Here is a 25,230-nt window from a genome sequence, read left to right as displayed (position 1 = left end):
ACCCAAGCCGGCACCCCGGTAACCCGCTGACCAGCACAAAGCCCCCACCGCCCGGAGGCGGCAGGGGCCTGCGCTCAGTCCTGGTCCAGCTGGTACCGCTCCGCTCGGCGGCTCGCCCATCGGGCTACTCGCGTCCAGCGGCGGACGGCACGTGCGCTACCTCGGGCCCGCTGGGCGCGGACCCCTTCCTCCAGATCCCGTATTCGGGCCCTGGACAGTTCTTCGTAAAGCAACATCTCGCTGATCTCCTCGATCTCGGTCTTCGTCAACTGCAGCTGCGGACGGCTCATCCGCGCTTCGTGGTCCTTCGTGGTGACCGGTTCGACGCTCATGCGGCGGCGCTCCGGTGATCGCCGCCGGCCTTGGCCGCGGCGGGCTCGACAGCGGCGTTCTTGCGCGGGCGGCCACGGGGCCGCTTGCGCGCGATCACGACGCCGCGCTCGAAGATCTCGCCGCCCCAGACGCCCCACGGCTCGCGCCGGGCCAGGGCACCCGCGAGGCAGGCCTCGCGGACCGGGCAGTCGGCGCACTGCGCCTTCGCGCGCTCGAGCTCGGCCGGGGACTCGGCGAACCACAGGTCCGCGTCGCCCGAACGGCAGGGCAGAGCCGCGTCCGGCACGGCGATGGGGTCGAGCAGGTCGGCGAATATTGCCTCACCCGAGGTGTAGGCGATGGCCGAAGACATGGCAGTTCCTCCTTGTGTCGTACGGGTTTTCGGTTGGGAGATGGAGCTGGGCAATGCTGTTCCTCTTGGGTTGTGCAGCCAAAAACACGAAGGCCGCGGATCCGGGTTTTCCGGTTCCGCGGCCTTCGTGAGCCTCGTGTCCTGACTAGGTCAGGAACTTCGCTCCCGTATCGACAACGGAACACGGAACTGCTTGATGGTCGGCAGATCGGCCTGCGGGTACGCGGCGAGAACGCCCTGCGTCCCGAAGACGACGACACCGGTGGCCCAACGCCGCTCGACGCGACGCATGCCACGGATCTCGTGCGCGCTCACGGACACACCGGTGCCCGGGCGCTGAGCAGCCGAGACTTCCGCGGCGCAGGACAGACGGGTGCCCGGGTTCGTGAGCGTCATGTTGCTGATCATTTCACCGGCACCTCCTTCTGTACTCTGCACACACGGCCGCCGAGCGGCGCTGTCACGTGGATCCCCAGCCGAGCCCTTCGGGCTCGGTACTGGCAGGTTATTGCCCCCCACCACACCGGGGCAACTCAATTAACGGGAAAATCCTCGAAGTTACGAAGATCGCCCCTGAGCAGCGGGTTCGCCGCGTGGATCATGGCCCGGACGCGGTCAACACGGCATGCGCGGTCCCGCGCGGCGAGGCCACCGCCGAGGCTCCCGGCCCACCCGGAACGCCGACGCGGCCGAACCGCGCCCGGCACCCCCGCCGCGCGGACGACCATGCGAGCCGAACGGCGCCCGGCTCCCCCGCCGCGCCGACGACCACCCGAGCCGAACCACGCCCGGCTACAACGCCGCGCGAACGACCATGCGAGCCGAACCACGCCCAGCACCCCCACCGCACGAACGACCACCCCAGCCGAACCGCGCCCGGCTCCCCCCGCCGCGCCGACGACCACCCCAGCCGAACCACGCCCAACACCCCCACCGCACCAACGACCACCCCAGCCGAACCGCGCGCCGCCCCGGCACGACGACGCAGCCGGGCCCAGCCATCGAACGCGCGTCCGCCCGGAGCCACTGGAGCCGACCCGTACAGCCGGCCAGCCCCGGACGCAACCGGCGAACCGAGCCTCAAGACTCCGCCGACGCCCGGACCACGCCGAGGATCTCCGCGCCGAACCGCTCGAGCTTCGTCGCGCCGATACCCGAGATCGACACCAGCGCCGCCTCGTCCGTCGGGCGCTGCTCCGCGATCGCCATCAGGGTCGCGTCCGTGAACACCACGAACGCCGGCACCTTCAGCTCCCGTGCGCGGTCGGCGCGCCAGGACTTCAAGCGCTCCAGCAGCCCCTCGTCCACCGTCGACGGGCAGCGGCCGCAGCGGCCCAGCTTCACGTCGATCGTCTCCAGCAGCGGGCCGCCGCACACGCGGCAGCGCGTCTTGATCGGCGTCGACGGCTTCTGCTGGGTGCGCGCCGCCCGGGCCGCCGGGTGGTCCTCCGGGATCAGCCCGTACAGGAACCGGCTGCGGCGGCGGTTGCGGCGCGCTCCCGGCGTGCGAGCCAGCGCCCACGACAGCCACAGGTGCTCGCGGGCCCGCGTCACGCCCACGTAGAACAGCCGGCGCTCCTCTTCGATCGCCGCTTCGTCGTCGCCCGCGTGGAGGATCGGCATCGTTCCCTCGGCCAGGCCGACCAGGAACACCGCGTCCCACTCCAGGCCCTTCGCCGCGTGCAGCGACGCCAGCGTCACGCCCTCGACCGTCGGCGGGTGCTGGGCCGCCGCGCGCTGGTCGAGCTCCGCGCAGAAGCGCGGCAGGTCGGCGTCGGAAACCGTCGACGCCAGCTCCTCGGCCAGCTCGACGATCGCCAGCAGCGCGTCCCACCGTTCCTTCGCCGCGCCACCGGCGGGCGGCGACTCCGTGAGGCCGACGCGGGCGAGCACCGAGCGGACCGTCGTGACCAGGTCGGAGCTGACGTCGCCGCTCGCGGCGCGCAACGCCGACATCGCCTGGCGGACCTCGGTCCGGTTGAAGAACCGCTCGCCGCCGCGGACCAGGTACGGGATGCCCGCCTCGGCCAGCGCCGACTCGTACGCCTCCGACTGCGCGTTCACCCGGTACAACACCGCGATCTCGCTCGCCGCGACGCCGCCGTCCAGCAGCTCGCGCACCCGCCGCGCGACGGCTTCGGCCTCGACCGCCTCGTCGTCGAACTCGGCGAACCGCGGCTCCGGCCCCGGCGGACGCTGGCCGATCAGCTTCAGCCGCGACCCCGCCGGCCGGCCGCGCGCCGCGCCGATGACCCGGTTCGCCAGCGCGACCACCTCGGGCGTCGACCGGTAGTCGCGCTCGAGCCGGACGACGGTGGCGTCCGGGTAGCGCCGCGTGAACTCCAGGAGCGACCGCGGCGACGCGCCGCCGAAGGAGTAGATGGTCTGGTTGGCGTCGCCGACGACGGTCAGGTCGTCGCGGCCGCCGAGCCACGCGTCGAGCAGGCGCTGCTGCAGCGGCGTCACGTCCTGGTACTCGTCGACGACGAAGCAGCGGTAGCGGTCGCGGAACTCCTCGGCGACGACACCGTGCTCCTCGAGCACCGCCGTCGTGTGCAGCAGGAGGTCGTCGAAGTCGAGCACCTGCGCCGCGTTCTTCAGCTCTTCGTACGTGCGGTAGACCTCGGCGATCTGCGCCGCCGGCGCCGGGATGTCGCGCTGGGCGCGCGCCGTGACGGCCGGGTAGTCGTCCGGGCTGACCAGCGACGCCTTCGCCCACTCGATCTCGCTCGCGAGGTCGCGCAGGACCTCGACCTCGGTGCCGAGCCGGTGCCGGTTCGCGGCCTGGGCGACGAACCGCAGCTTGTTGTCCATCAGGTCCCACGGCCGGTCGCCGACCACGCGCGGCCAGAAGTAGCGCAGCTGGCGGCGGGCCGCGGCGTGGAACGTCAGGGCCTGCGCGGCGTCGACGCCGAGGCCGCGCAGCCGGGTCCGCATCTCCCCCGCGGCCCGGGTCGTGAACGTGACGGCGAGCACCTGACCGGCGGAAACGTGCCCGGACCGGACGAGGTGGGCGATCCGGTGGGTGATCGTGCGGGTCTTGCCCGTGCCGGCGCCGGCGAGCACGCAGACCGGCCCCCGCGGGGCACTGGCGGCGGCGCGCTGCTCGGGGTCGAGACCATCCAGCAGACGGGTCACACTCTTGGGGGGAAGTACGCCGGTCACGTCCCGCATCCTCGCAGAGGGGGACGGGGAATCGGGGCAGGGGCACGCGGCCGTATCCTGGTCATATGGCGGGACAGCAGGACAAGGAAGCGGCCAAGCAGGCCAAGAAGGAGAAGCGCGCGGCGAGCAAGGCACGCCGTGGCCAGCTCTTCGAGGCCTTCAAGATGCAGCGCAAGGAAGACCCGTGGCTCATCCCGTGGATGGTCGGGTCGATCGTCGTCGTCGCGGGCGTCTTGTTCGGGATCGGGTTCTTCTTCGACGCGCAGTGGGTGCTGCTGCCGCTGGGCCTGGTGCTCGGCGCCCTGCTCGCCATGATCATCTTCGGCCGGCGCGTCCAGAAGACGGTCTACTCGAAGGCCGACGGCCAGCCCGGCGCCGCGGCGTGGGCGCTGGAGAACCTGCGCGGCCGCTGGAAGGTGACGCCGACCGTCGCCGCGACGACGCAGCTCGACGCCGTGCACCGCGTGCTCGGCGGCCCGGGCGTGGTGCTCGTCGCCGAAGGCGCGCCGCACCGCGTCAAGACGCTGCTCGCCCAGGAGAAGAAGCGCGTCTCCCGCCTGGTCGGCGAAACGCCGATCTACGACGTGACGATCGGCCACGAAGAGGGCCAGATCCCCCTGAAGAAGCTGCAGGGCTTCCTGATGAAGCTGCCGCGCAACCTCAAGCCGGCCCAGGTCGACGCGCTGGAGGCGAAGCTGGCCGCGCTCGGCAACCGCGGCGCGGCGATGCCGAAGGGCCCGATGCCGGCCGGCGCGAAGATGCGCAACGTCCAGCGAACGATCCGCCGTCGCTGACCCCGCTGACGAGAAAGGCCCCGTCCGAAGCCGGACGGGGCCTTTCTCGTACGTCAGCGCATCCGGATGACGACGGTGCCGGTCAGCCGGTCGAGCCAGCTGCGGCCGTCGGCGTTGCGGACCGCCGCCGGGATGATGACGAACGTCAGCACCGCCCGGACCAGCGCGCGCAGCGGCCCGACCAGCGCGGCGCCGTCGAGCCGGGCGACGCGGATGCCGACGACCCCCATTCCGGGGGTGAAGCCGAAGAAGCCGGCGGAGACCACCGAGATGACCGCCCAGACGCCGCCGGACCAGAGGTTGAACTGCTGCATCGCGGCCGGGTCCTGCAGGCTGGGGTGCAGGAAGATCGCCGTGACCAGCGCCGCGACGATGAGGTCGACGATCAGCCCCAGCAGCCGCGCACCCCCGCTCGCCGCCGCGCCGACGCCCGACTCGGGCAAACCGAACTTCTCGCCCGGCCAGCGCGCGCCTTGTTGATCAGTGCCCTGACCACCGTCGCCGGTGCCGGGCAGCCATTCACCGGTCCATCTCGCCACCCGTCTAGGGTATGCCGGTGGCGTGGAACACATCCGACCTGGTCGGATACCCGATATCGACCACCCGTTAACACTGGCGAAACATACGGGTGACGGTCGGGCAACACCGCACTTTTAGCGTGAGCCGAAGAGAGCACTGCCGTACGAGCTCGAACGAGAAGGAGTCACCGAGGGTGCCCACTACTCCAGACGACATCCAGCGCCTCATCGCCGACGAGGACGTCGAAGTTGTCGACGTCCAGTTCTGCGACCTGCCCGGCGTGATGCAGCACTTCACGGTCCCCGCGAAGGCCTTCACCGAAGAGGCATTCGAAGAGGGTCTCGCGTTCGACGGCTCCTCGGTGCGTGGTTTCCAGTCCATCCACGAGTCCGACATGCTGCTCCTCCCGGACGCGGCGACGGCCCGGATCGACCCGTTCCGCAAGGCGAAGACGCTCGCGCTCAACTTCTTCGTGCACGACCCGTTCACGCGCGAGGCGTACAGCCGTGACCCGCGCAACATCGCGCGCAAGGCCGAGCAGTACATCTCCGAGTACGGCGTCGCCGACAACGTCTACTTCGGCCCCGAGGCCGAGTTCTACATCTTCGACTCGGTCCGCTTCGACTCCGCCGAGCACGCCTCCTTCCACGAGATCGACTCGATCGAGGGCTGGTGGAACACCGGCGCGGACGAGGCCGGCGGCAACCAGGGCTACAAGACGAAGTTCAAGGGCGGCTACTTCCCCGTCCCGCCGGTCGACCACTTCGCCGACCTGCGCGACGACATCGTCCGCAACCTGACGAACTCCGGTTTCGAGATCGAGCGCGCGCACCACGAGGTGGGCACCGCCGGCCAGACCGAGATCAACTACAAGTTCAACACGCTGCTGCACGCGGCCGACGACCTGCAGCTGTTCAAGTACATCGTGAAGAACACGGTGTTCGCGGCGGGCAAGACGGCGACGTTCATGCCGAAGCCCCTGGCCGGCGACAACGGCTCGGGCATGCACTGCCACCAGTCGCTGTGGAAGGACGGCCAGCCGCTGTTCCATGACGAGTCGGGCTACGCCGGCCTGTCGGACACCGCGCGCCACTACATCGGCGGCCTGCTCAAGCACGCCCCGAGCCTGCTGGCCTTCACGAACCCGACGGTGAACTCCTACCACCGCCTGGTCCCGGGATTCGAGGCCCCGGTCTCGCTGGTCTACTCGCAGCGCAACCGCTCGGCGTGCGTCCGCATCCCGATCACGGGCAACAACCCGAAGGCCAAGCGCGCCGAGTTCCGCTGCCCGGACTCCTCGGGCAACCCGTACCTGGCGTTCTCGGCGATGATGATGGCCGGCCTCGACGGCATCAAGAACAAGATCGAGCCGCCGGACCCCATCGACAAGGACCTCTACGAGCTCCCGCCCGAGGAGGCCAAGGACGTCAAGCTCGTCCCGGGCGACCTGGGCACGGTGCTCGACACCCTCGAGGCCGACCACGACTACCTGCTCGAGGGCGGCGTGTTCACGCCGGACGTGATCGACACGTGGATCTCGTACAAGCGCGAGAACGAGATCGACCCGCTGCGCCTGCGCCCGCACCCGTACGAGTTCGCCCTGTACTACGACGTGTGATCGGGTAACCCGCCCACGAACACGGGACGGCGGTCGAGGGGAAACCCCGGCCGCCGTCCCGTTTCTCGTCTCCGCGCCGCGACCGCTCGGGTCAGGCGACCTGCGGTAGGCGCGCGGTGATCCACTCCCGCAACGCCGGCAGCACCGGGGTCCTGGCGGCGGCGAGCAGCCGCTCCACCTCCTCGGCCGGCCCCTCGGCCGACCGCAGGACAGCCTGCGCCACGTGCCGTTCCAGGGGGATGTTGAAGTCCGCGTACCGCTCCTGGATCGTCGCGCACAGCTTTTCGCGGTCGAACAGGGACACCAGCCACGGCACATCGCCGGCGAGCATTCGCCGCAGCACGTCGCCGACGGTGTCCACATCGGGCTCACCGGCCAGCGCCCACACCGTGTTCGTCGCGTCCGGGGCCAGGTGGCACTCCGGGGGTGCCTTCAGCGTCCACTGGAGCAGGGCGTGTTCGCGGCCGCGTGGCTTGGCCATCCGCTCCGGGCGGTTGCGGTTGAGCCACTCGACGTACGGCAACGGGGCCACCGACAGGGACAGCTGGAAGCCGTCCACCGCCGGGTCGGTGGTCCAGCGGCGGACGTCGACGATCGCCACGTCCCCGTTCTCCGCCGCCAAGCGGTAGGCGGCCCCGGAGCGTTTGAAACCCGCTTCCTTCAGCACCGGGGTCACCTGCCGCTTGAGCAGCTCGTCCACCAGATCGCCCATGACCGCAGCCTAACCCGCCAGCTCGAACATCTCCTGGGTCAGGGTCGTGATCACCACGGCCCCACCCACCTCGGGCGCGGCCGCCACGGCACCGGCGACGACCGCGGCCCCGCCGATCACGACCATGCCCCCCAACACCCACTTCTCCGTCGGCGCACTGCAGTCGGTGTTGCACAGCGGACGGGTTCCCACGCCCTCCTGGTAGTAGGTGCCCGGCTCAGGCCCGGGGACCGCTTCGGGCGGAGCCGCCCTGGTCTCCGTGGCCGTCTTCGAACTCATCGGCTCGGTCGCCTTCTCGTACTTCTTGTCCTTCGGCTTGCCGTAGACGATCGCGCCCGGTGCGGGCCCCGCGACCAGGTCTTTGTTGGGCACCGGGTACGGGCCACCGATCTCCCAGCCCAGTACCGCGGAACCGCCGTTGGCCCGGATCATGTCGACGTACCACTGGGCCTCCGACTGCGCCTTCGCGTATTGGCTGGCCGACTTCACCTCCCAGACCCAGTACGTGCCCGTGGACGAGTCGCGGAACACGATGTCCGGGATGCCGTACGTGCAATCCGCCCCCGGCTCGTTCTTGTACAGGCATTTCTTGCTCGCGTTGTCCACCCTCATGTTGGTGATGACGTCACCCTGCACGTGGTTGGCCGCCGCCTGCTGCCTGATCACCTCGACGGCCACGGCCTGCGCCTGGTTGTGCCGGGTCGTGCGGTCCCGGCCGGTGCCCGGCTGGTTGTTCTGCGTGGCCTGGCCGGTGCCGGTGGTGGCGGTGGACGCGCAGCCCGGGCAGTTCGACCACGGCTGGTCGTCGCCTTGGGAGCAGGAGTACCCGTCGCTGCGTATCCACTGGTTGCCCACCTGCATGCACGGGCCGCCGTGCGGCTCCGCGCCGGTGGGATCGGACTGGGTGACCGGCGTGTTGTTCCCGTAGCCGTAGCCGTTCCACTGCTGCGGGTTCTTTTGGTCCAGCACCGGATCGACGCTGATGAACCGGCCCAGCGACGGGTCGTAGTCCCGGACGCCGAGGTGCACCAGCCCGCTGGTGTCGGAGTAGCCGCCGATGAACCCGTGCTTGTCCGGCCAGCTCGACGGCGGGGTGCCCCGCGTGTTGCCGTACGGGTCGCTGAACCGGGCCGTGGCGACCAGGGTGGCCGCCGCGATGACGGTCAGCGTGGAGCCCTGGTGGTCGTTCAGCAGCCACGAGAGGCCGGCGGTGGTCCGGCGGGCGACGATCTGCCCGCCGTGGCCGAACGAGCGGGTCGCGCTCGCCGTGGACGATCCGGCGGGCACGAACAGCTCCAGGTCGCCGGCGAACAGCGTGGTCCCGGTCGGGTCCCGGGTGATCAGCCGGTTGCCGCTGGCGTCGTACAGGTAGGTCGAGACCTTGCCGGCCGGGTCGGTCTCGGTGGCCAGGTGTCCTTCACTGTCGAAAGTGGATCCCCGGGCGCCGCGGGTCAGGGTGTTGCCCGAGGCGTCGTAGGTGTACTCGGCCGTGGTCGTGCCGCCCGGGCTGGTGGTGGAGGTGGACGACAGCGCGTGCGGCCGGGGCGAGCCCGGGTCCGGGTAGGACGAGGTGGTGGTCGTGGTGCCGGCCGTCGTCCGCTGCGTCTGCGTCTTCCGGTTGCCCGTGACGTCGAACGTCCAGTCCTTCCAGTACGGCGCGGAGCCGCCCAGGCCGGCCGTGGTCGGCGCCGCCGCGCAGTCCCCGGACGACGGTGTCCACGCGGACGTCAGGCGTTGCAGGTAGTCGTAGCCGAAGCACTGGTTGTCCGCCGTCGGCGTGTCGGCGACCTTGGTGATGTCACCGGCCGGGTCGTAGCCGTACGTCCGGTTGGTGACCACGTTGTTCGTCGTGGTGGCCCGGACGGTCAGGGTGGAGGCGAACCGGTTGGTGCCGTCCTCGTAGGTGTTGGTGGTCGACACCTGCTTCGGGTCGGTGGCCGCGGCGTAGTTGGTCCGCAGCACCTGGCCGAAGGGGTTGTAGTCGGTCTCCGACACCAGGGTGGTCGACGTGCCGGACGGCGTCGCGGCCGAGCTCGTCGTGAGGGCGCCGAGCGCGTCGTACCCGCGGTACACCGTCTCCTGCGGCAGTCCGCCCTTGGCCGGCGACGTCACCGTGGCGACCTGGCCGGTGTTCGGGTCGTAGGTGATCGGGAACGTGTACGTACCGCTCAGCCCGGTCTCCCCGGGCGGGATCACCACCGTGGTCCCGGTCGGCCGGCCACCGGCGTCGTACCCGGCGATCGCGCTGACGTACGCCTTGCCGCCGGCGTACCGGGTCGCACTGGTCAGCTGCCCCTTGAGCAGGGTGTCGTACAACCAGCCGGCGAGCTTCGTCCCCGCGGTGGAGTTCTCGTACGTCGCGGTCTTGCGACCGATCCCGTCGTAGGTGTAGACGAGCTTGCGGCCCCGGGCGTCGGTCGTGGACAGGATCTGCCCGGCGGCGTCGTAGGCCGTGGTGCTCGTACCGGCGTCCGGGTCGGTCTGGGTGACCTTGCGGCCGTGCAGGTCGTAGCCGAACGACCAGGTGTTCTTCCCGGTCGCATCGGTCACCGTGGCCTGCGCGCCGGACGGGAAGTACGTGTACGACGTGACGTCCGCCGGGTCGCCCGCGGCCGTGTGCGCCCGGTCCTTGTACTGCAGGGTCTGGACCTTCTGTCCCAGGCCGTTGGTGACCACAGTGGACGCCGTGCCGGGGGTGGGCGGGATCGTCGTGACCCGGTCGCCGTCGGTGGCGGTCGTGGTCCGCCACTGCTCGGTGCCGTTCTTCAGGAAGATCGACGCCGTCGTCCGGCCGGCCGAGTCGTAGGACGCGAGGGTGGTGTTCGGGACGGCGTTGTCCTGGACGATCAGCAGATCGCCGGCCGGTGCCGCCGCGTTCCAGTACGCGTTGTGCTTCTTCCACGGCCGGCCCTGCGAGTCGTACAGCGTGTCGGTGACGACCCGGCCGCCCTTCGAGTATGACGTGGGCGCCTGCGTCTGCACGGTCCGGCCGAGGCCGTCGATGATGCCGTAGTCCGTCGCGTACTGCCCGGAGGCCAGCAACCGCCCGGTCGCCACCACGCTCGGGGCCGTGTTGCTCACGGTGTAGGCGAACGTGTTGTCCGCCGGGCCCTGCCGGGTGTGTCCGGGCTTCCACACCGCCGTCACGCGGCCGAGCGCGTCCCGGCCGAACTCGGTCCGCATCCCCGGCGCGTCCACCTTGGTCACGACTTGGCCGGACACCGGGTCGCTGATGTCCAAGGTGGTCATCGTGGCGCCGCCGGGAACCACCGGCGAACCGGTGGTGGCGACCTGGGTCACCGGGCCGCCGGTGGCCGGCGTGTACGCGGTGGTCGTGGTCCGCCCGTTGGCGTCGGTCGTCGACGTCGTCCGGCCGTAGGTGTCGTAGCCGGTCTTCTTGTCGGCGATCTGCCAGGTCTCCTGGCCACCCGCGGGCCACGAGTCGACGGTGTCGATCTGGGTGACGCTCCCGGTGACCGGCGGGTCACCGAACGCCCCGCCGTCGTAGCGGTTGCGCGAGTCCGACACGATGTTCTCGCTGCTCGCGGGATTCGAGTCCGCACAAGGCCCGGAAACGGTCTGCACCGCGCTCGGGTAGGACAACATCCACGCGCCGGTGTTCCGCGCGTACGTCGTCCGCGTGCACGTCGTCTGCTTCGGGTCCGCCGTGTCGCCTTCGGTCTGCACCGACGTCGGCAACCCGGAGTTGTCGAAGGCGGTCGTGGTCCGGTTGGTCCGCCACTGGTCGAGCGCGGCGATCCGCGTCCGCACCCGCACGACCGCCGTCGCGGTGACGAACGACTGGACACCGTTCAGGTCGGTCGCGGTGGCGTCGGTGCTCCACGGGTCGTTGACGGTCGTCGCGATGACGTTGCCGTCGAGCAGGGTCTGCGACTCCAGCGTCATGCCGTTGAACTGCTTGCGGTCCACAATGGACTCGCCGAGCGAGTTCGGGACCGACACCGACCGGCTGCCCGTCGGCTGCTTGTCGTCGTTCATCCCGCGCAGGTAGTACGTTCTGGTCGCGACGCGCGGGCCGGCCGGGTCGTCCGGGTTGCCCGACGTGGTCACGACCTGGCCGTAGCCCCGCCACATCGACCACGTCCGGTCCTTGGCCTCACCGAGGTAGTTCTCGTCGTAGTGCCACGCGCCGCCGTCCACGTACTCGTAGTGCGTGCGCTTCTGCGCCGACAGCGAAGTGCGGCCGTCGTCGTAGACGTCGGTGACGAGGTACTTGTTGAACCAGTCCAGGACCGGGTCGTCGGCGCCGGGCGGTGTCCATCGGACCGGGTAGCAGCGGGTCGTGTTCGACTCGGGAGCGGGGGTGGCCGACTGGCAGTCCGGCGCGGTGTACGTGACCGTCGTGACGCCACCGAGTTCGCCGGTGACCGACGTGATCCGGTTGCGGTTCAGCCCGGTGTAGGCGGCGTTCGCGTGCGTCCGGTTGGCCATCGCCGTGCCGGTGAACGTGGTCGGCGGCAACGTGATGCTGCCGCCCGCGAGGCCGGTGTGCGTGACGCTGTCCAGCCACAGGGCCGGGCTGTTGCCGTCGCCCGTGTTCGGGAACGACTGCGTCAACGCCCACTTGTTCGCGCTGCTCCAGCCGCCCGACCCGTCGGGCACCTGGGTGGTGATGGTCGTGAGGCGCTTGCGGGAGAAGAACGTCGGCGACACGGTCGGGCACTTGGCACCCTGCGCGCAGATCTGGTCGGCGGGCACGTCCGGCCACGACTTCGCGGTCGTCGCCGTGAGCTGGCCCGGGTCGCAGGTGACGGAGCCGGAGGGCAGGCAGCGTTCGGTGACGTCGAACGTGACCCGCGCGGGTGCCTGCGCGTACACGCCCCCGGCCCCGGTGTTCAGGCCGTACTCGACGCGCGTCAGGTACCCCGCCCTGGTGTAGGCCGTCCCGGGACCGGTGACGTTCATGTTCAGCCCGTAGTAGTTCGTCTCGGGCTGGTAGTAGTACGTGACCGCGTTGCCGTGTGGGTCGACGACGTAGTCGAGGTTCCACCGGTACGCCTGCTGGCACCACGAGTTCGCGAAGTCCTGCTGGTGGCACGGTTCGTTGTCGTTGTTGCCGAACACCGGCGCCGTGAACACCGACTGGGTCTCCGGGTTGCCGGCGCCCCACCCGGGCAGCCGGTTCAGGCCGAAGAAGTACTGCGTGCCGTCGCTGGTGGTGATCTTCCAGTGCTCGCCGTTCAGCGCGCCGTTCGTGGCGCCGGTGAGCTTCTCCACCTTCGAGCCGTCGTCGCGCCGCGGGTGCCACGCTCCGGTGGCCGTGTCCTTGACCAGGTCGGTGGTGGAACCACCCAGCGACAGGGTCGCGTTGTCCGTGGCCCAGCACTGGTCGTAGGTCTTGCGCTGGCCGTTGTTGCCGCCGAGGTCCTTCGCGCACGACTTGTACGAGCGCTCGACGAACCCGCCGACGTTCACCGTCCAGCCGTCACCCACCCAGGACGCCTGGTTGTTCGTCGCGGACGTGAGCCCGTCCACCATGCTGGACGAGTACGCCAGCTTCAGCGTCGGTATGTGCCCACCAGGGGCGTCCGGCAGCGCGATCGGGTACGTGTACGAGAAGTCACCACTGGACCCACCCGCCGTCCACGCCCCCGCCGGGGACAGCTGGGTCGCGGTGTAGTCGCCACCGCCGCCGGTGCCGCCCGCCTCGGCGGCGAGAAGCATCGACCCCGTCCTGGGCAGCACGACGTCGCCGCTGACCTCCTTGGCCCCGGTGTTCGCCGATTCGACCGGTGTGCCGGTGCGGCAGGCCGGCACGTCCGGCGTCGTCAGCAGGCAGTCCGGGTAGGACACCAGGTGCAGGCGGCGGCCGTAGTCGCCGCCGTACGCACCGGCGAAGGCCGAGTAGTCCAGGCCGACCGAAATCGGACCGCCGGTGTCACCGGAGACCGGGCTGATCCGGGTCAACGTGCCCCGGATGCCCGCGCGCTCGGCCACGCCGTGGTCGAGGGTCTCCACCCGGACCCTGCCGGCCTGGCGGTTGCGGCCCGCCACCTTCCCGGCCGGGGCGGCGAGGTCCACCTCGGCGCTGGTCGCGGCCGGCCACACCGCCGCCGGCGCGCCGGCGGGCTTCATGCCGGCCGGCCGCTCCGGCCGCATCGTGCCCACCGTGCCCGGCACCGACTTGGCGGCCTGCAGCTCGGGCAGGTCCCAGCCCAGGCCGTGCCAGCCCTTGGCGGCCGGCGGCGCGGCGATCGCCGACGCGCCCGACCCGGCCATGGCCACCGCGGTCAGGACCGCGGTCAACGTTCTACGCATCATCGGGTCCCCCATGACCTCAGTGAACGGCGCCGAACAGCTGGCCCGGGTCGTCGGCGGTGCGGTCGGACTGGATCTGCACCGCGGTCCGCACGCCGGAGTACAGCCGCACCCCGGCGATGCCGCCCAGCCACGGGTCCGCGGCGACCCCGTTCCACTGGACCCGGCCGACCAGCACTCCGTCGCCCTGGTAGGCCGACCGGGGTGTGACGCAGGTGGACTGCTTGACGCCGTTGACGTACAGACAGGCGGTGTTCGTGCTCAGGTCGTAGGTGGCGGCCAGGTGCACCCACACCCGGTGGGCGGCGGGCGCGTCGCTGACGGCCAGGTCGAAACAGCCGGACGTCTGGCTGCACGACACCCCGAACGCCCACTTGCCCTGCGGCATGCTGTCCTTGCGGTAGCCCAGGGTGAACGGGGTGAACTGGGCCCCGCTCCCGCCGAAGACCGCGCGGGTGACGTCGTCGTCGGTGTCCGACTTGACCCAGGCCTCGAAGGTGTAGGACTGGTCCGTGCGGAACGAATCCGGCTGGGCCAGGGCGACGTCGTTGCCCTGGTTGCCGGCGAACTGCGCCCGCGCGGCGCCGTTGCCGGCGACCTCGCTCACCGTGCCGTGCGGGGTCCCCGCGTTGGCGCCGTTGATGTTCCACACACTGTCCGAATAGGACAGACCGGCCAGGCCCGCGATCTGGCTCGGCGTCAGCGCCTGCTGCCACATCTGCACCTGGTCGATCGCGCCCTTGAAGTAGGCGGCCGAGGTGCCGTATTCGTAGCGGCCGACCGTGACGCGGCCGGCGGCGTTCCACGGCGTGCCGGTGAACTTCCGCTGGCCGGCCGGCTTGCCGTTGACGTACATCCGGATCTGCTTGGTGTCGTTGTCGTAGACACCGGTCAGCAGCGTCCACTGGCCGGCCTGCGTCACCGAGTTGTCCAGGTAGGCCCACTGGGTGCCGGCCAGCGCGGCCGTGTCGTCCGACGGGTTCATGCCGAAGATCCACGCCTTGACGTCCGGCGAGTACCGCATCATGAACGCGGGCACGTTCGTCCCGGACTGGCCGAGCACCGAGTAGTACCCGGTGAGGTCGTCCAGCTTGGCCCACGCCGACACCGTGAACGAGTTCGAGGTGTCCACGCCCGGCCCGGCCGACGTGGCGTCGTTGCCGACACCGCCGGGGAAGTACGCCGCGGCACCGGACTTGCCGGGGGTCCACGTCGCGCTTCCGTTCAACGTCAAGGGGTTGTTCGCGTAGCCGCCGCCGTTGTTGCTCGCGTCGGCCGCGGCCGTGCCCGCGCCCTCGTCGAACTTCCAGTACCCCTGCAGCGACGGAACCGGTGCGGGTACGTAGTTCCCGCTCGCCTGGTCGCCCGTCGCGCCGGTCGCCAGCAGCCCGGCCGCGCCCTCGGCGAGCCCGAGTCCCGCGCGCGAAACCGACGCGGTGGCCAGGTCGTGCACGTTCCCGGCGGACAACACCCGTTGCCACACTTGGACGTCGTCGATCCGCCCGGGGAAGAAGCTGGCTCGCGTGCCGTTCCACTTCAACGCGCCGACGGTCAGCGGGCCGGTCGCCGCCCACGCGGACCGGACCAGGCTGTTCTGCTGGACGCCGTCGACGTACAAGGTGGCCACGCCGGTCTTGGCGTCATAGGTGCCCGCGAGGTGCGTCCAGACGTTCAACCGGGGTGGCTGCTGCGAGACGACCCGGGGGTTGTACGGGTCGCCGCAGTCGCAGCCCGGCAGGTTGAACGTCCACCGGTTCACCTCCTGGGAGTACTCCAGGAACATCCCGCTGGACGTACCGCCGTCCTGGGACACCACACCGTGCCAGCTGCTGGTGTCCGTCATGTTGACCCACGCGGACACGCTGAACGACCCGGTGGTGTCGAGGACGGGCCCGGAGGTGGACAGGAACCCGGTGTTGCTGCCGAACCCCATGCCGCCCTTGGTGCCGTCCTTCGCGTCCGGCGATTCCGGTTGCGTCCAGCCGTTGCCCTTGCTGTAGCCCAGCGCCCATCGCGAGTCGCCGTTCAGGCTCAGCGGGTGCCCGGTGGTACCCGGGTTGAGGGTCGCCACGTTGTCGGCGGACGTGGTGCCCCACGTGTCGTCGATGCCCCACGCGCCCTTCAGGCCCTTCTCCGGGGTCAACGGCGCGACGGTGTAGACGCAGGCGGTACCGCTGGTGATCAGCCCGGCGCCGCAGACGGCGTTGGCCCCCGGCGTGCCGGCCTTGTTGACAGCCTTGACGCGGACCAGGTTCTGGTTGCCGTTCACGGCGGTGGTGGACAGCGCCGCGGTGGCGGTGCCGTCACCCGCCTGCGTCGCCGGCACGCTCGGCGAGCCCTGGGTCGAGGGCTCACTGCCGTCGGTGGTGTAGACGAACCGGTCGATGTCGAACAGGCCGGAGGTGGCCATCGGCACGCTCAGGGTGAAGTTCGCCGGGTCGCCCTGGAGCGACGGCGGTGTTCCGGACCGGGTCAGCGTCGGCGCCAGCGGCGCCTTGCTGTCCACGACGAATTCGCAGTCCCAGTCCCAGCGCGGCGAATCGAGCTCGCCGTCGGAGACCCGCATCGCCCACTTGGCGATGCCGTCCGAGCCGATCCACCCGCTGGGGACGGTGAACTGCGCGGTCCCGCCGGACGCGACCGAGAACCGGCCGGCGCCGTTGTCGTGGTAGGTGTTCGCCACGTCCTGGCCGTACGGGCCCTGGGAGGTGGCCACGAGCACGGAAAGACTGCCACCGTCCGGATCGGACACCTGGGCCTGCAGCTGCGGCGTCGCGGTGGCGATCCACGGCCGGTTCGCGCCCTTGACGCACGGCACCGCGCCGTTCTGCATGCTGTGCCCGGTGGGGTTGTTCGGGTACGAGTCGAAGTTGACCTCCAGGTACGGGTTCAGCCCGAACCGGCGCCACGAGGTGGTGTTGCCCTCCTGCTCTCCCTTGAGGACGAACGTGGTCGTGCCCCAGCCGTTCGCGGCGGCGTACACCGCCGCGTTCGTCGCACCGAACACGGCCGAAACGTTCGGGGCCTTGCTCTGGTTGACGGCGTTGCTGGAACCGAGGAACTCGCCCCACCCGGGCTGGTTGCGCCACGTCGTGCCACCGTCGACCCAGTTCGCCAGGTACAGCTGGGTCGACGTCGCGCTGCCCGCACCCCACCAGGAGTACAGCAGGGTGGTGTTGACGTTGGCCCAGTGGATCTTCTTGCCGATGATCGGCGCGGTGTTCATCTGGAAGTACGTGCGCGAGACGCCCGCGGAGTCGGAGGTCTCGTAGCCCGCCTTGAGGTCGCCGAGGTCCCCGCCGGTCGCGTCGAAGTTCGGCGCGTCCGGATGCCCGGACTGCACGACCACGTGGTGCTGCTTGCCGCACCAGAGCGCGCCGCTGCACGTGTACTCCGGGTCGAGGTACACCGGGTACTTCGTGTCCTGGTCGGCCAGGAAGCCCTGGTCGGGGACGATCGACACGCGGTCCGCGGTCACCTCGGTGCCCATCACCGCCGACCGGACGCCTTCCCCGATGCCGGTCAGGCGTTCGCTCGGGGTCGCCGATCCGCTGGAGTCCCACATCCGGGTCGCGTTGCCGTGGAACACGACCCGGCCGCTCCCGTCGGTGACCCGGAGCGCGTCACCCGTGCCCTTGTCCACCTTGGTGTTGCGGGTGTAGGACCCGAAGTCCACCTTGGTCACCCGCTCGGCCGCGGCCCGGTCCTTGACCACGAGGACCTCGGAGAACCCGGTGACGTTCGCGGTGACCTTGAGGTCCACCCCGGGCAGCACCTCGGCGTAGGTCGCGGTCGGGCCGTCGACGCTGGGCGCCGGCAGCGCGCCGGTCCACCGCAACCCGACCTCGGCGCCGTCGCGGCCCACCCGGGCCAGCGGGCTGCCGGTGCCGCCGCCGGACAGGGCCAGGTCGACCGCGGCGGCCTTCGGGGCGATCGACCCGTCCGGCCGGACGACCAGCGACGGGTCGGCGTCGACCCACCCGGTTCCGCGTTTCACCCGGACCGGCTGCAGGAACTGGCGCCAGGTGAAGGTGCCGTCCGGCTGCGCCCAGACCTCGTCGGTTTCGGTCAGTTTCGACGTCACCAGCACCGGTTTGTGCCCGGTCCGGGCCGCCGCGAGAGCGCCGTTTTCGTCCGCCACCCGATCGGGCACGGCGGCCGCCGTGTCCGCCGCTACGACGGCAAGTGACGAAAAAGCGACCGATACCGCCAAAAATGCACGCAGCATTTTTGCCCGCGCGTCCCCCACCACGCCCCCCAGGACTCGATGAGCTGCTTCAAGCAGCTCGACAGAAGCACTCTGCGCTATGGAACGGCGTAGGTAAATAGACCAAATGCACCAGCCGGGCCCGAAGCGGAAAAGCCGGCAAGTTCGTTCAATGCGGACAGTCCCCGGTTCGGCGCGCAGCGTACCGCCGGGCGGATCGCTATTCCGCCGCCGACATCAGCTTCAGGTCCGCGCCCGCCGCCTCGAACCGCGCTCGCGGGTCCGCCACCAGCTTGCGGCGCTCCAGGTCCATCAGCCCCAGCGTGCAGGTGATCTCCGCCGCCAGCGTGCCGTCGAGCTTGAGGATGTTCGAATCCATCTTGAACGTCTTGCCGCTGCCGAACTTGACTTCGCACGTCACGTCGACTTCGTCGCCCGCGCGCAGCTCGCGGCGGAACACCACGTGGGTCTCCAGCAGCACCGAAGCCAGGTTCGCCTTCTTGAACCCTTCGAGCCCGCCGGCCGCTTCGAACAGCTCCAGTCTCGAAACCTCACCGTAGGAGTGGTAAACGGCGTGGTTGAGGTGGCCCAGGGTGTCCAGCTCGTAGTGCCGGACCTTGATCCGGGTCCGGAACGGTTCGCGATCGGTCACCGGCCCACTGTAAGCGACCGGTCAGTGCACCTGGACCGCCGTGCTCGTCTTGCCGACCCGGACCCACGGGCCGTAGCGGTCGTAGTCCACGGGCAGCCGCGAGCCGCAGCGGGTGTACGCCCCCCGGCGGTCGGCTGCGGCCATTGGCCGCACCCGGACAGCGTCACGCCTCGTAGAACAGGTGCTCCACCACGGTGTGCGCCCGGCGGGTGATGCGGCGGTAGGTGTCCAGGAACTCGCCCGGGTCGTCCGCCGCGGACTGGCCCAGCACCCTCGCCACCGCCGCCAGGTCGCGGCCCGAGCCCGGGACCTCGTCGACCGCCTTGCCGCGGACCAGCATCCCCGCGTTGCGCACCCGGGTCGCCAGCAGCCACGCCTCCCGCAGCGAGTCCGCTTCGGACTCCGTCGCCAACCCCGCCGGCGGCAGGCAGGCCAGCGCCTCCAGCGTCGACGTCGTCCGCAGCTCCGGGATCGAGTGCGCGTGCTGGAGCTGCAGCAACTGCACCGTCCACTCGACGTCGGCGAGGCCGCCGCGGCCCAGCTTGGTGTGGCGCGTCGGGTCCGCTCCCCGGGGCATGCGCTCCGTCTCCACCCGCGCCTTGATGCGGCGGATCTCCCGCGCCTTCGTCGCGTCCAGGCCGCCTTCCGGGTAGCGGATCGGGTCGATCATCGCGATGAAGCGCTCCCCGAGGTCGTCGTCGCCCGCTACGAACCGGGCGCGCAGCAGCGCCTGGGCCTCCCACACCTCGCCCCAGCGCGCGTAGTACGCGCGGTAGGACTCCAGTGTCCGCACCAGCGGGCCGCTCCGGCCCTCCGGCCGCAGGTCGGCGTCGACCTCCAGCGCCGGGTCCGAGCTCGGCGCGCCCAGCATCTTCCGGACCGTCTCCGCGACCGACGACGCGAACCGCACCGCGTCGGCGTCCGAGACCCCTTCGGACGGCTCGCACACGAAGAGGACGTCGGCGTCCGAGCCGTAGCCCAGTTCGGCGCCGCCGAGGCGGCCCATCCCGATCACCGCGATGCGCGCCGGCGTCTTGCCCAGCTCCGCCTGGCGCTGGCGGAACGCCGCGGCCAGCGCACCCTGCAGCACCGCGACCCAGACCGAGGACAGCGCTTCGCACACCGCGGGCACGTCGAGCAGGCCGAGCAGGTCCGCGCACGCGACCCGCAGCAGCTCGTGGCGCCGCAACGACCGCGCGGCCGCGACCGCCGCGTTCAACCCCGGCTGACGCCGGACGGCGGCCCGCAGCGACGTCGCCACCTCGGCCGGCGTGCGGCCCAGCAACCGGGCCGGGTCGCCGAGCAGGCGCAGCACCTCGGGCGCGCGGACCAGCAGGTCGGGCACCAGCCGGGACGTGCCGAGCAGCAGCGCCAGGTTCTCCACGACCGTGCCCTCGTCGCGCAGGACCCGCAGGTACCACGGCGTTTCCTCCAGGGCCTCCGACACCTTCCGGTACGACAGCAGCCCGCCGTCGGGGTCGGGGGTGTCGGCCAGCAGGTCGAGCAGCACCGGCAGGAGGGCCTGCTGGATGGCCGCGCGCCGCGAGACGCCCGCCGTGAGGGCCTTGATGTGCTGCAGCGCGCCGTCGGGCGCCGTGTAGCCGAGCGCCGCCAGCCGGCTGGCGGCTTGTTTGGTCGTCAGGCGCAGCGCCTCGGTCGGCACGTTCGCGACCGACTGCAGCAGCGGCCGGTAGAAGATCTTCTCGTGCAGCCGCCGGATGCCCTTGCCGTGCTTGCGGAACTCCGCCAGCAGCGCCTCGCCCTGGCTCTTGCCGCCGCTCGCCTTGATCCCGCTTGCCCGGGCGAGGATCCGCAGCTCGGCGGTGTCGGACGTCGCGGGGAACAGGTGCGTCCGGCGCAGCCGCCGCAGCTGCAGCCGGTGTTCGAGCATCCGCAGGAACTCGTACGACGCGCCCAGCTCGGCCGCGTCCTGCCGGCCGACGTAACCGCCCTCGCCGAGCGCCGCGAGCGCGTCCATCGTGGACGGTGAACGCAGGTCCGCGTCGATGCGGCCGTGCACCAGCTGGAGCAGCTGGACGGCGAACTCGACGTCCCGCAGCCCGCCGCGGCCCAGCTTCAGCTCGCGCTCGGCGTGCTCGGACGGCACGTGCCCCTCGACCCGGCGGCGCATCTGCTGCACCTCGCCGACGAAGTTCTCGCGGTCGGCCGCCGACCACACGAGTGGCGCGACCATCTCGGCGTACTGGCGGCCGAGCTCGGCGTCGCCCGCCACCGGGCGCGCCTTCAGCAGCGCCTGGAACTCCCAGGTCTTGGCCCACTTCCGGTAGTAGCCCTGGTGGCTCTCCAGCGTGCGGACGAGCGCGCCGGCCTTGCCTTCGGGGCGCAGCGCGGCGTCGACCTCGAAGCACGCCCGGTCGACGACCCGCATCATCGTGCTGGCCAGCCGCGTCGAAACGCCGATGTCGTTGGCGCCGACGAAGATGACGTCGACGTCGCTGACGTAGTTGAGCTCCCGGCCGCCGCACTTGCCCATGGCGATGATCGCCAGCGTGCCTTCGGCGGACGCGCCGACCTCGGCCTCGGCGACGATCAGCCCGGCGGCGAGCGCGGCCTCGGCCAGCTCGGTCAGCTGCGCCGCGACCTCGGCGTAGTGCGGGTGCTCGAGCCCGGCCTCGACGAAGTGGCCGAGGTCGGCGGCGGCGATGCCGAGCAGCTGGCCGCGGTAGGCGACCTTCAGGGCCTGCTCGGCCTCGGTGCCCGTGCGCACCGAGCCGTCGTCGCGCACGAGCGCCGTGCGCAGGTTTTCCCGGTAGCAGGCGGAATCCGTGCACTTGTCGCCGAGGAGCGACTGCCACTGCCCGGGGTTGGCGGCGAGGAAGTCGGCCAGCGCGCTCGACGTCCCGAGCACGCCGAGCAGGCGGCCGCGGAAGGTCCGGTTGGCGCGCAGCTGCTCCTCGAGCCGGGTCCACTCGCCGGCGTCGGCCTCGCGGATCCGGTCGATCCCGCGCAGCGCGAGATCCGGGTCCGCGGCGCGGGACAGCGCCGCGATGACGTCGGTGGCGGTCGCGACCGGGCCGGTGTCGGCCCACCAGCCGGCCGCGCGCAACTGACCCTCGGCACGGGAGTCGGTGAAGCCGTACCTCGCCGCCGAAGCGGTCGTTCGCGCGCGGTCTGCCATCACCGACCACCGTATCCCGCGGGCTCGGCTCAGGCGGCCAGCCGACCCGGTTCGGTTCCGGCGGGTGTCGGTTCGGGCACCTGGAAGCTGTGCGCGGTGACGGGGTGCCGGCGAGACAGCAGCCAGATCCCGACGCCGACCCCCACCCCGACGAGGCCGACAGCGATGGTGCCCGCGGTGCCGAGCGAGGCGATCTTGCCGGAGATCGCGCCGACGATCGCGGCCGCGGGCAGCGTGAACAGCCACGCGATCACCATCCGGCCGGCCATCCGCCAGCGCACCGGCGCTTCCCGGCGGCCGACGCCGGAGCCGACGATCCCGCCGGAGCACACGTGCGTCGTCGACAGCGGGAAGCCCAGCCGCGAGGAGATCAGGATGACCAGCGCCGAGCTCGTCTGGGCGGCGAAGCCCTGGGGGCCTTCGATGTCGGTCAGCCCCTTGCCGAGGGTGTGGGTGATGCGCCAGCCGCCGAGGTACGTGCCGGCCGCGAGCGCGCACGCGGCGCTGATGATCACCCAGACGGGTGGCGCCGCGCCCGCGGGCAGGCTGCCGGCGGTGACGAGCGTGAGCGTGATGACGCCCATGGTCTTCTGCGCGTCGTTGGTGCCGTGCGCGAGCGAGACGAGCGACGCCGACACGACCTGGCCGACCTTGAACCCGCGCGTGGCCGGGCGGCCGCGGACGAGGAAGCGGTAGACGAGGTAGGTCGCGGCCATCGCGACGACCCCGGCGATCACCGGGCTCGCCGCGGCCGGGACGAGGACCTTCTCGACGATCTTTCCGAAGTGGACCGAATCGGTGCCCGCCGAGATCCAGGTGGCGCCGATCAGGCCGCCGAACAAGGCGTGCGACGAGCTGGACGGCAGGCCGACGAACCACGTGACGAGGTTCCAGACGATCGCGCCGATCAGCCCGCCGAAGACGATCGACGGGCCGATCTTCGTGTCGTCCACCAGGCCGCTGGAGATCGTCTTGGCGACCTCCACCGACAGGAACGCGCCGACCAGGTTCAGCACCGCCGAGATCGCGACGGCGACGCGGGGCTTCAGAGCGCCGGTCGCGATCGACGTCGCCATCGAGTTCGCGGTGTCGTGGAACCCGTTCGTGAAATCGAAAACCAGGGCCGTGACTACGACGATCACGACCAGCAACGAGGGCTCCACCCCGACCTCCGAACCCTTGTGGGGACTCCTCCCGCGAGGTACCTGAAGGGTGACGCCTGGCGTTAACAGGCTGTTGCTCGTTGTGATCCCCGCTGTTAAGCCAGCGGTAAGGACCGTTGACTTTCGGCGGCGGGCTCCAGCTCCCCGGCGGCCAACCGGACGAACCGCTGCGCGAACGGGCGCCAGGTTTCCTCGATGTCCGAGTGCACTGTGGTCAACGCGTCGTGCTCGAGTGAGCCCGGACGGGCGAATTCCGCCATCTCGGGCTCATCCGCTGCCCAGCTCTCGACGACGGCGGGCGTCGTCTCGATGTGGAACTGGACACCGTAGACACACCGGTTGAACCGGAACGCCTGGTTTTGGTACCGCGGCGCGGACGCGAGCAGCTCGGCGCCGGGCGGGAGCCGGGTGATCGCGTCGTTGTGGAACTGCAGGACGTCCTGCATCAGCGGCAGGTCGGCGTAGAGCGGGTCGGTCCACGCCGCGTCCTTCTTGCTGACGAGGTGCGGGCCGACCTCGGGCCCGTCCTTCCCGACCTCGACGCGGCCCCCGGTCGCGACGGCCAGCAGCTGCGCGCCGAGGCAGATCCCGAGGGTCGGGAGCTTCCGGGTGGCGGCTTTCGCCAGCAGCCGCCGGACGTCGGCGAGCCAGGGGTGCTTCGCGTCGTCTTCCGCGGCCATGCCGCCACCGAGGCAGACGACACCGCGGTGATCGTCGAGGTCGTCCGGCAGGCCGTCGCGGGGCAGCAGCCGGAGGTCCAGCTCCGCGCCGGCGTCGGTGAGCCAGTCGCCGAGGGGACCGAGCGGATCCGACGCGTCCGGCTGGATGATGAGCAGTCGTGTCACGCTTTTCAGGGTAGGTCAGCAGGCGCAGCGGATTCCCGGGGCGGCGGTTCCCTCGACGGGGTAGCCGGCCGCGATCCAGGCGGTGATGCCGCCGGAGAGCCGTTTCACCTGGAAGCCGAGCCGGGCGAGCTCGAGGGCGCCCTTGGTGGCGGCGTTGCAGTTGACGCTCTCGCAGTAGCAGACGTAGACGAGGTCCGGGTCGAGGTGCCGCGTGCTTTCCTCGGTCATGTCCCGGTAGGGGAGGTTGACCGCGCCGGGGATCCGGGCGTGGGCGAAGGCTTCGGGCGCCCGCGTCTCGACGATCACGTAGCCGTCCGTGTGGCCGGCTCGGAGGTCGCGGACGAGGTCGTCGGGGTCGACCTCGAAGGCGAGTTCGGCACCGAAGTACCGGGCGGCGGCTTCCGGGGCCGGGGCGGGGACGGCGAGGATGCGTGTCATGGGGTAAATCCTGCTGGTGGCGGGGGTTCCGGCACAGGGCAGAATCGGCGTGGGAGCCCGGCCCGGCCGGGGATTTCCCGGTTCTGGCCCCGCGCGCCCTGGAGAATCACGGTGGACCTCGACGACCTCGACTGGCACCTGCTGGAGCTGCTCCAGGAGGACGGCCGGCTCAGTTTCTCGGAGCTGGGCCGCCGGGTGTCGCTGTCCGGTTCGGCGGTGACGGAGCGGGTGCGCCGGCTCGAGGAGCGCGGCGTGATCACGGGGTACGCGGCCCGGGTCGACACGTCGAAGCTGGGGTTGCCGATCGAGGCGCTGGTGCGGGCCCGGGTGCGGAGCCTGGACACGCCGCGGTTCCGGACGGCGGTGCTGCCGCTGCCGCAGATCGTCGCCGCCGACCACATCACGGGTGACGAGTGCTGGATCCTGCGGGTGCTGTGCCGGGACACGGCCGAGCTGGAGGCGCTGGTGGAGAAGGTGCAGCGGTACGGCGAGACGACGACGTCGCTGGTGCTGTCGTCACCGCTGCGGAGCCGGCCGGCACCGCGGCCGCGTTCGGCGTGAGGCCGTTGGGCGGCTGTCGCCGGACGGGGGCTCCGCATCGAACCGGCGGCTGGGTGTCCGGCAGCGGGGCTCGCATCGCCGGGCGGCGGTTGCTCGGCTGGCCGCTTCGTGCCGGTCCGGCGGCTCGGTGTCCGGCAGCGGGGCTCGCATCGCCGGGCGGCGGTTGCTCGGCCTGCGGGCTGCGCACCGAACCGGCGGCAGGGTGTCCGGCAGCGGGGCTCGCCACCATGCCGGCCTTCTCGCGGCGTCGCCTCGCCCCGCCGGGGCTGGTCGCGAGCGCCGCGGCCGGCTAGCTTTCGTGTCGTGGGCATGCGAAAAGGCCCCGGGAGACGGGTGTCCGTCTCGACCGGGGCCCTTTCTATGTTGAGTTCGGCGGTGTCCTACTCTCCCACAACCCTTCGGTTGCAGTACCATCGGCGCTGTCAGGCTTAGCTTCCGGGTTCGGAATGGGAC

General features: G+C 71.1%; 17 protein-coding genes and 1 rRNA gene. 3 read left to right on the top strand and 15 right to left on the bottom strand.

The window, feature by feature from the left end:
- Window positions 1-74: 74 nt before the first annotated feature.
- The 4 genes from ACWEVP_RS44180 to ACWEVP_RS44165 all read right to left on the bottom strand — a co-directional run bounded on the left by ACWEVP_RS44180 (window position 75) and on the right by ACWEVP_RS44165 (window position 3,859).
- On the bottom strand, window positions 75-332 hold the full coding sequence (locus ACWEVP_RS44180; protein WP_086682994.1) for a hypothetical protein: 258 nt from the start codon (window positions 330-332) through the stop codon (window positions 75-77).
- Complete coding sequence (locus tag ACWEVP_RS44175; protein WP_285999640.1) at window positions 329-685, bottom strand: WhiB family transcriptional regulator; 357 nt, start codon at window positions 683-685, stop codon at window positions 329-331. The genes ACWEVP_RS44180 and ACWEVP_RS44175 overlap by 4 nt, the downstream gene beginning before the upstream one ends.
- A 150-nt stretch (window positions 686-835) precedes the next feature.
- Window positions 836-1,093: a hypothetical protein gene (locus ACWEVP_RS44170; RefSeq protein ID WP_400902016.1), complete on the bottom strand. Its 258-nt coding sequence runs from the start codon at window positions 1,091-1,093 to the stop codon at window positions 836-838.
- Window positions 1,094-1,765: 672 nt separating this feature from the next.
- The gene (locus ACWEVP_RS44165) at window positions 1,766-3,859 is read right to left on the bottom strand and encodes an ATP-dependent DNA helicase UvrD2 (protein WP_452068573.1); all 2,094 of its coding nucleotides are present in this window, start codon (window positions 3,857-3,859) and stop codon (window positions 1,766-1,768) included.
- A 56-nt stretch (window positions 3,860-3,915) separates the two neighbouring features.
- On the opposite strand from ACWEVP_RS44165, the gene ACWEVP_RS44160 reads away from it, so the two are divergent.
- Window positions 3,916-4,644, top strand: a complete 729-nt coding sequence (locus tag ACWEVP_RS44160; protein WP_452068572.1) for a DUF4191 domain-containing protein — start codon at window positions 3,916-3,918, stop codon at window positions 4,642-4,644.
- A gap of 53 nt (window positions 4,645-4,697) precedes the next feature.
- Here ACWEVP_RS44160 and ACWEVP_RS44155 read toward each other — a convergent pair whose 3' ends face one another.
- Window positions 4,698-5,087, bottom strand: a complete 390-nt coding sequence (locus tag ACWEVP_RS44155; RefSeq protein ID WP_452068647.1) for an RDD family protein — start codon at window positions 5,085-5,087, stop codon at window positions 4,698-4,700.
- 269 nt (window positions 5,088-5,356) lie between these two features.
- Between ACWEVP_RS44155 and glnA the strand changes: the two genes are divergently transcribed.
- On the top strand, window positions 5,357-6,781 hold the full coding sequence (gene glnA / locus ACWEVP_RS44150; protein ID WP_452068571.1) for a type I glutamate--ammonia ligase: 1,425 nt from the start codon (window positions 5,357-5,359) through the stop codon (window positions 6,779-6,781).
- 91 nt (window positions 6,782-6,872) lie between these two features.
- Here the strand turns inward: glnA and ACWEVP_RS44145 are convergent, their stop codons facing one another.
- The 9 genes from ACWEVP_RS44145 to ACWEVP_RS44105 form a co-directional block, all read right to left on the bottom strand.
- Window positions 6,873-7,493 carry a hypothetical protein gene (locus tag ACWEVP_RS44145; RefSeq protein ID WP_452068570.1) on the bottom strand — a complete coding sequence of 207 codons (621 nt, stop codon included), beginning with the start codon at window positions 7,491-7,493 and terminating at the stop codon, window positions 6,873-6,875.
- 9 nt (window positions 7,494-7,502) lie between these two features.
- Window positions 7,503-13,772, bottom strand: a complete 6,270-nt coding sequence (locus ACWEVP_RS44140) for an RHS repeat-associated core domain-containing protein (protein WP_452068569.1) — start codon at window positions 13,770-13,772, stop codon at window positions 7,503-7,505.
- Window positions 13,773-13,791: 19 nt separating this feature from the next.
- Window positions 13,792-17,925, bottom strand: coding sequence for a LamG domain-containing protein (locus tag ACWEVP_RS44135; RefSeq protein WP_452068568.1), 4,134 nt, complete (start codon window positions 17,923-17,925; stop codon window positions 13,792-13,794).
- A gap of 274 nt (window positions 17,926-18,199) precedes the next feature.
- Window positions 18,200-18,631, bottom strand: coding sequence for an acyl-CoA thioesterase (locus ACWEVP_RS44130; RefSeq protein ID WP_452068567.1), 432 nt, complete (start codon window positions 18,629-18,631; stop codon window positions 18,200-18,202).
- Between the two features lie 21 nt (window positions 18,632-18,652).
- Complete coding sequence (locus ACWEVP_RS44125; RefSeq protein WP_452068566.1) at window positions 18,653-18,775, bottom strand: hypothetical protein; 123 nt, start codon at window positions 18,773-18,775, stop codon at window positions 18,653-18,655.
- Between the two features lie 19 nt (window positions 18,776-18,794).
- The gene (locus ACWEVP_RS44120; protein WP_452068565.1) at window positions 18,795-21,770 is read right to left on the bottom strand and encodes a bifunctional [glutamine synthetase] adenylyltransferase/[glutamine synthetase]-adenylyl-L-tyrosine phosphorylase; all 2,976 of its coding nucleotides are present in this window, start codon (window positions 21,768-21,770) and stop codon (window positions 18,795-18,797) included.
- 29 nt (window positions 21,771-21,799) lie between these two features.
- A complete protein-coding gene (locus tag ACWEVP_RS44115; protein WP_452068564.1) occupies window positions 21,800-22,933 on the bottom strand; it encodes an anion permease in 1,134 nt (377 codons plus the stop codon).
- Between the two features lie 95 nt (window positions 22,934-23,028).
- Window positions 23,029-23,778 (bottom strand): type 1 glutamine amidotransferase, encoded by a 750-nt coding sequence (locus ACWEVP_RS44110; protein WP_452068563.1) that lies wholly within the window; start codon window positions 23,776-23,778, stop codon window positions 23,029-23,031.
- Window positions 23,779-23,793: 15 nt separating this feature from the next.
- Window positions 23,794-24,216 carry a rhodanese-like domain-containing protein gene (locus tag ACWEVP_RS44105; RefSeq protein ID WP_452068562.1) on the bottom strand — a complete coding sequence of 141 codons (423 nt, stop codon included), beginning with the start codon at window positions 24,214-24,216 and terminating at the stop codon, window positions 23,794-23,796.
- 111 nt (window positions 24,217-24,327) lie between these two features.
- On the opposite strand from ACWEVP_RS44105, the gene ACWEVP_RS44100 reads away from it, so the two are divergent.
- Entirely contained in the window at window positions 24,328-24,777 is a 450-nt protein-coding gene (locus tag ACWEVP_RS44100) for an Lrp/AsnC family transcriptional regulator (RefSeq protein WP_452068561.1), read from the top strand.
- 367 nt (window positions 24,778-25,144) lie between these two features.
- Here ACWEVP_RS44100 and rrf read toward each other — a convergent pair.
- A 5S ribosomal RNA gene (gene rrf, locus ACWEVP_RS44095) occupies window positions 25,145-25,230 on the bottom strand; the annotation flags it as partial.

Source organism: Amycolatopsis sp. NPDC003865 (assembly GCF_053605345.1).
Note: the sequence above shows the minus strand (reverse complement) of the source record. Positions and strands in the feature narration are given on the sequence as shown.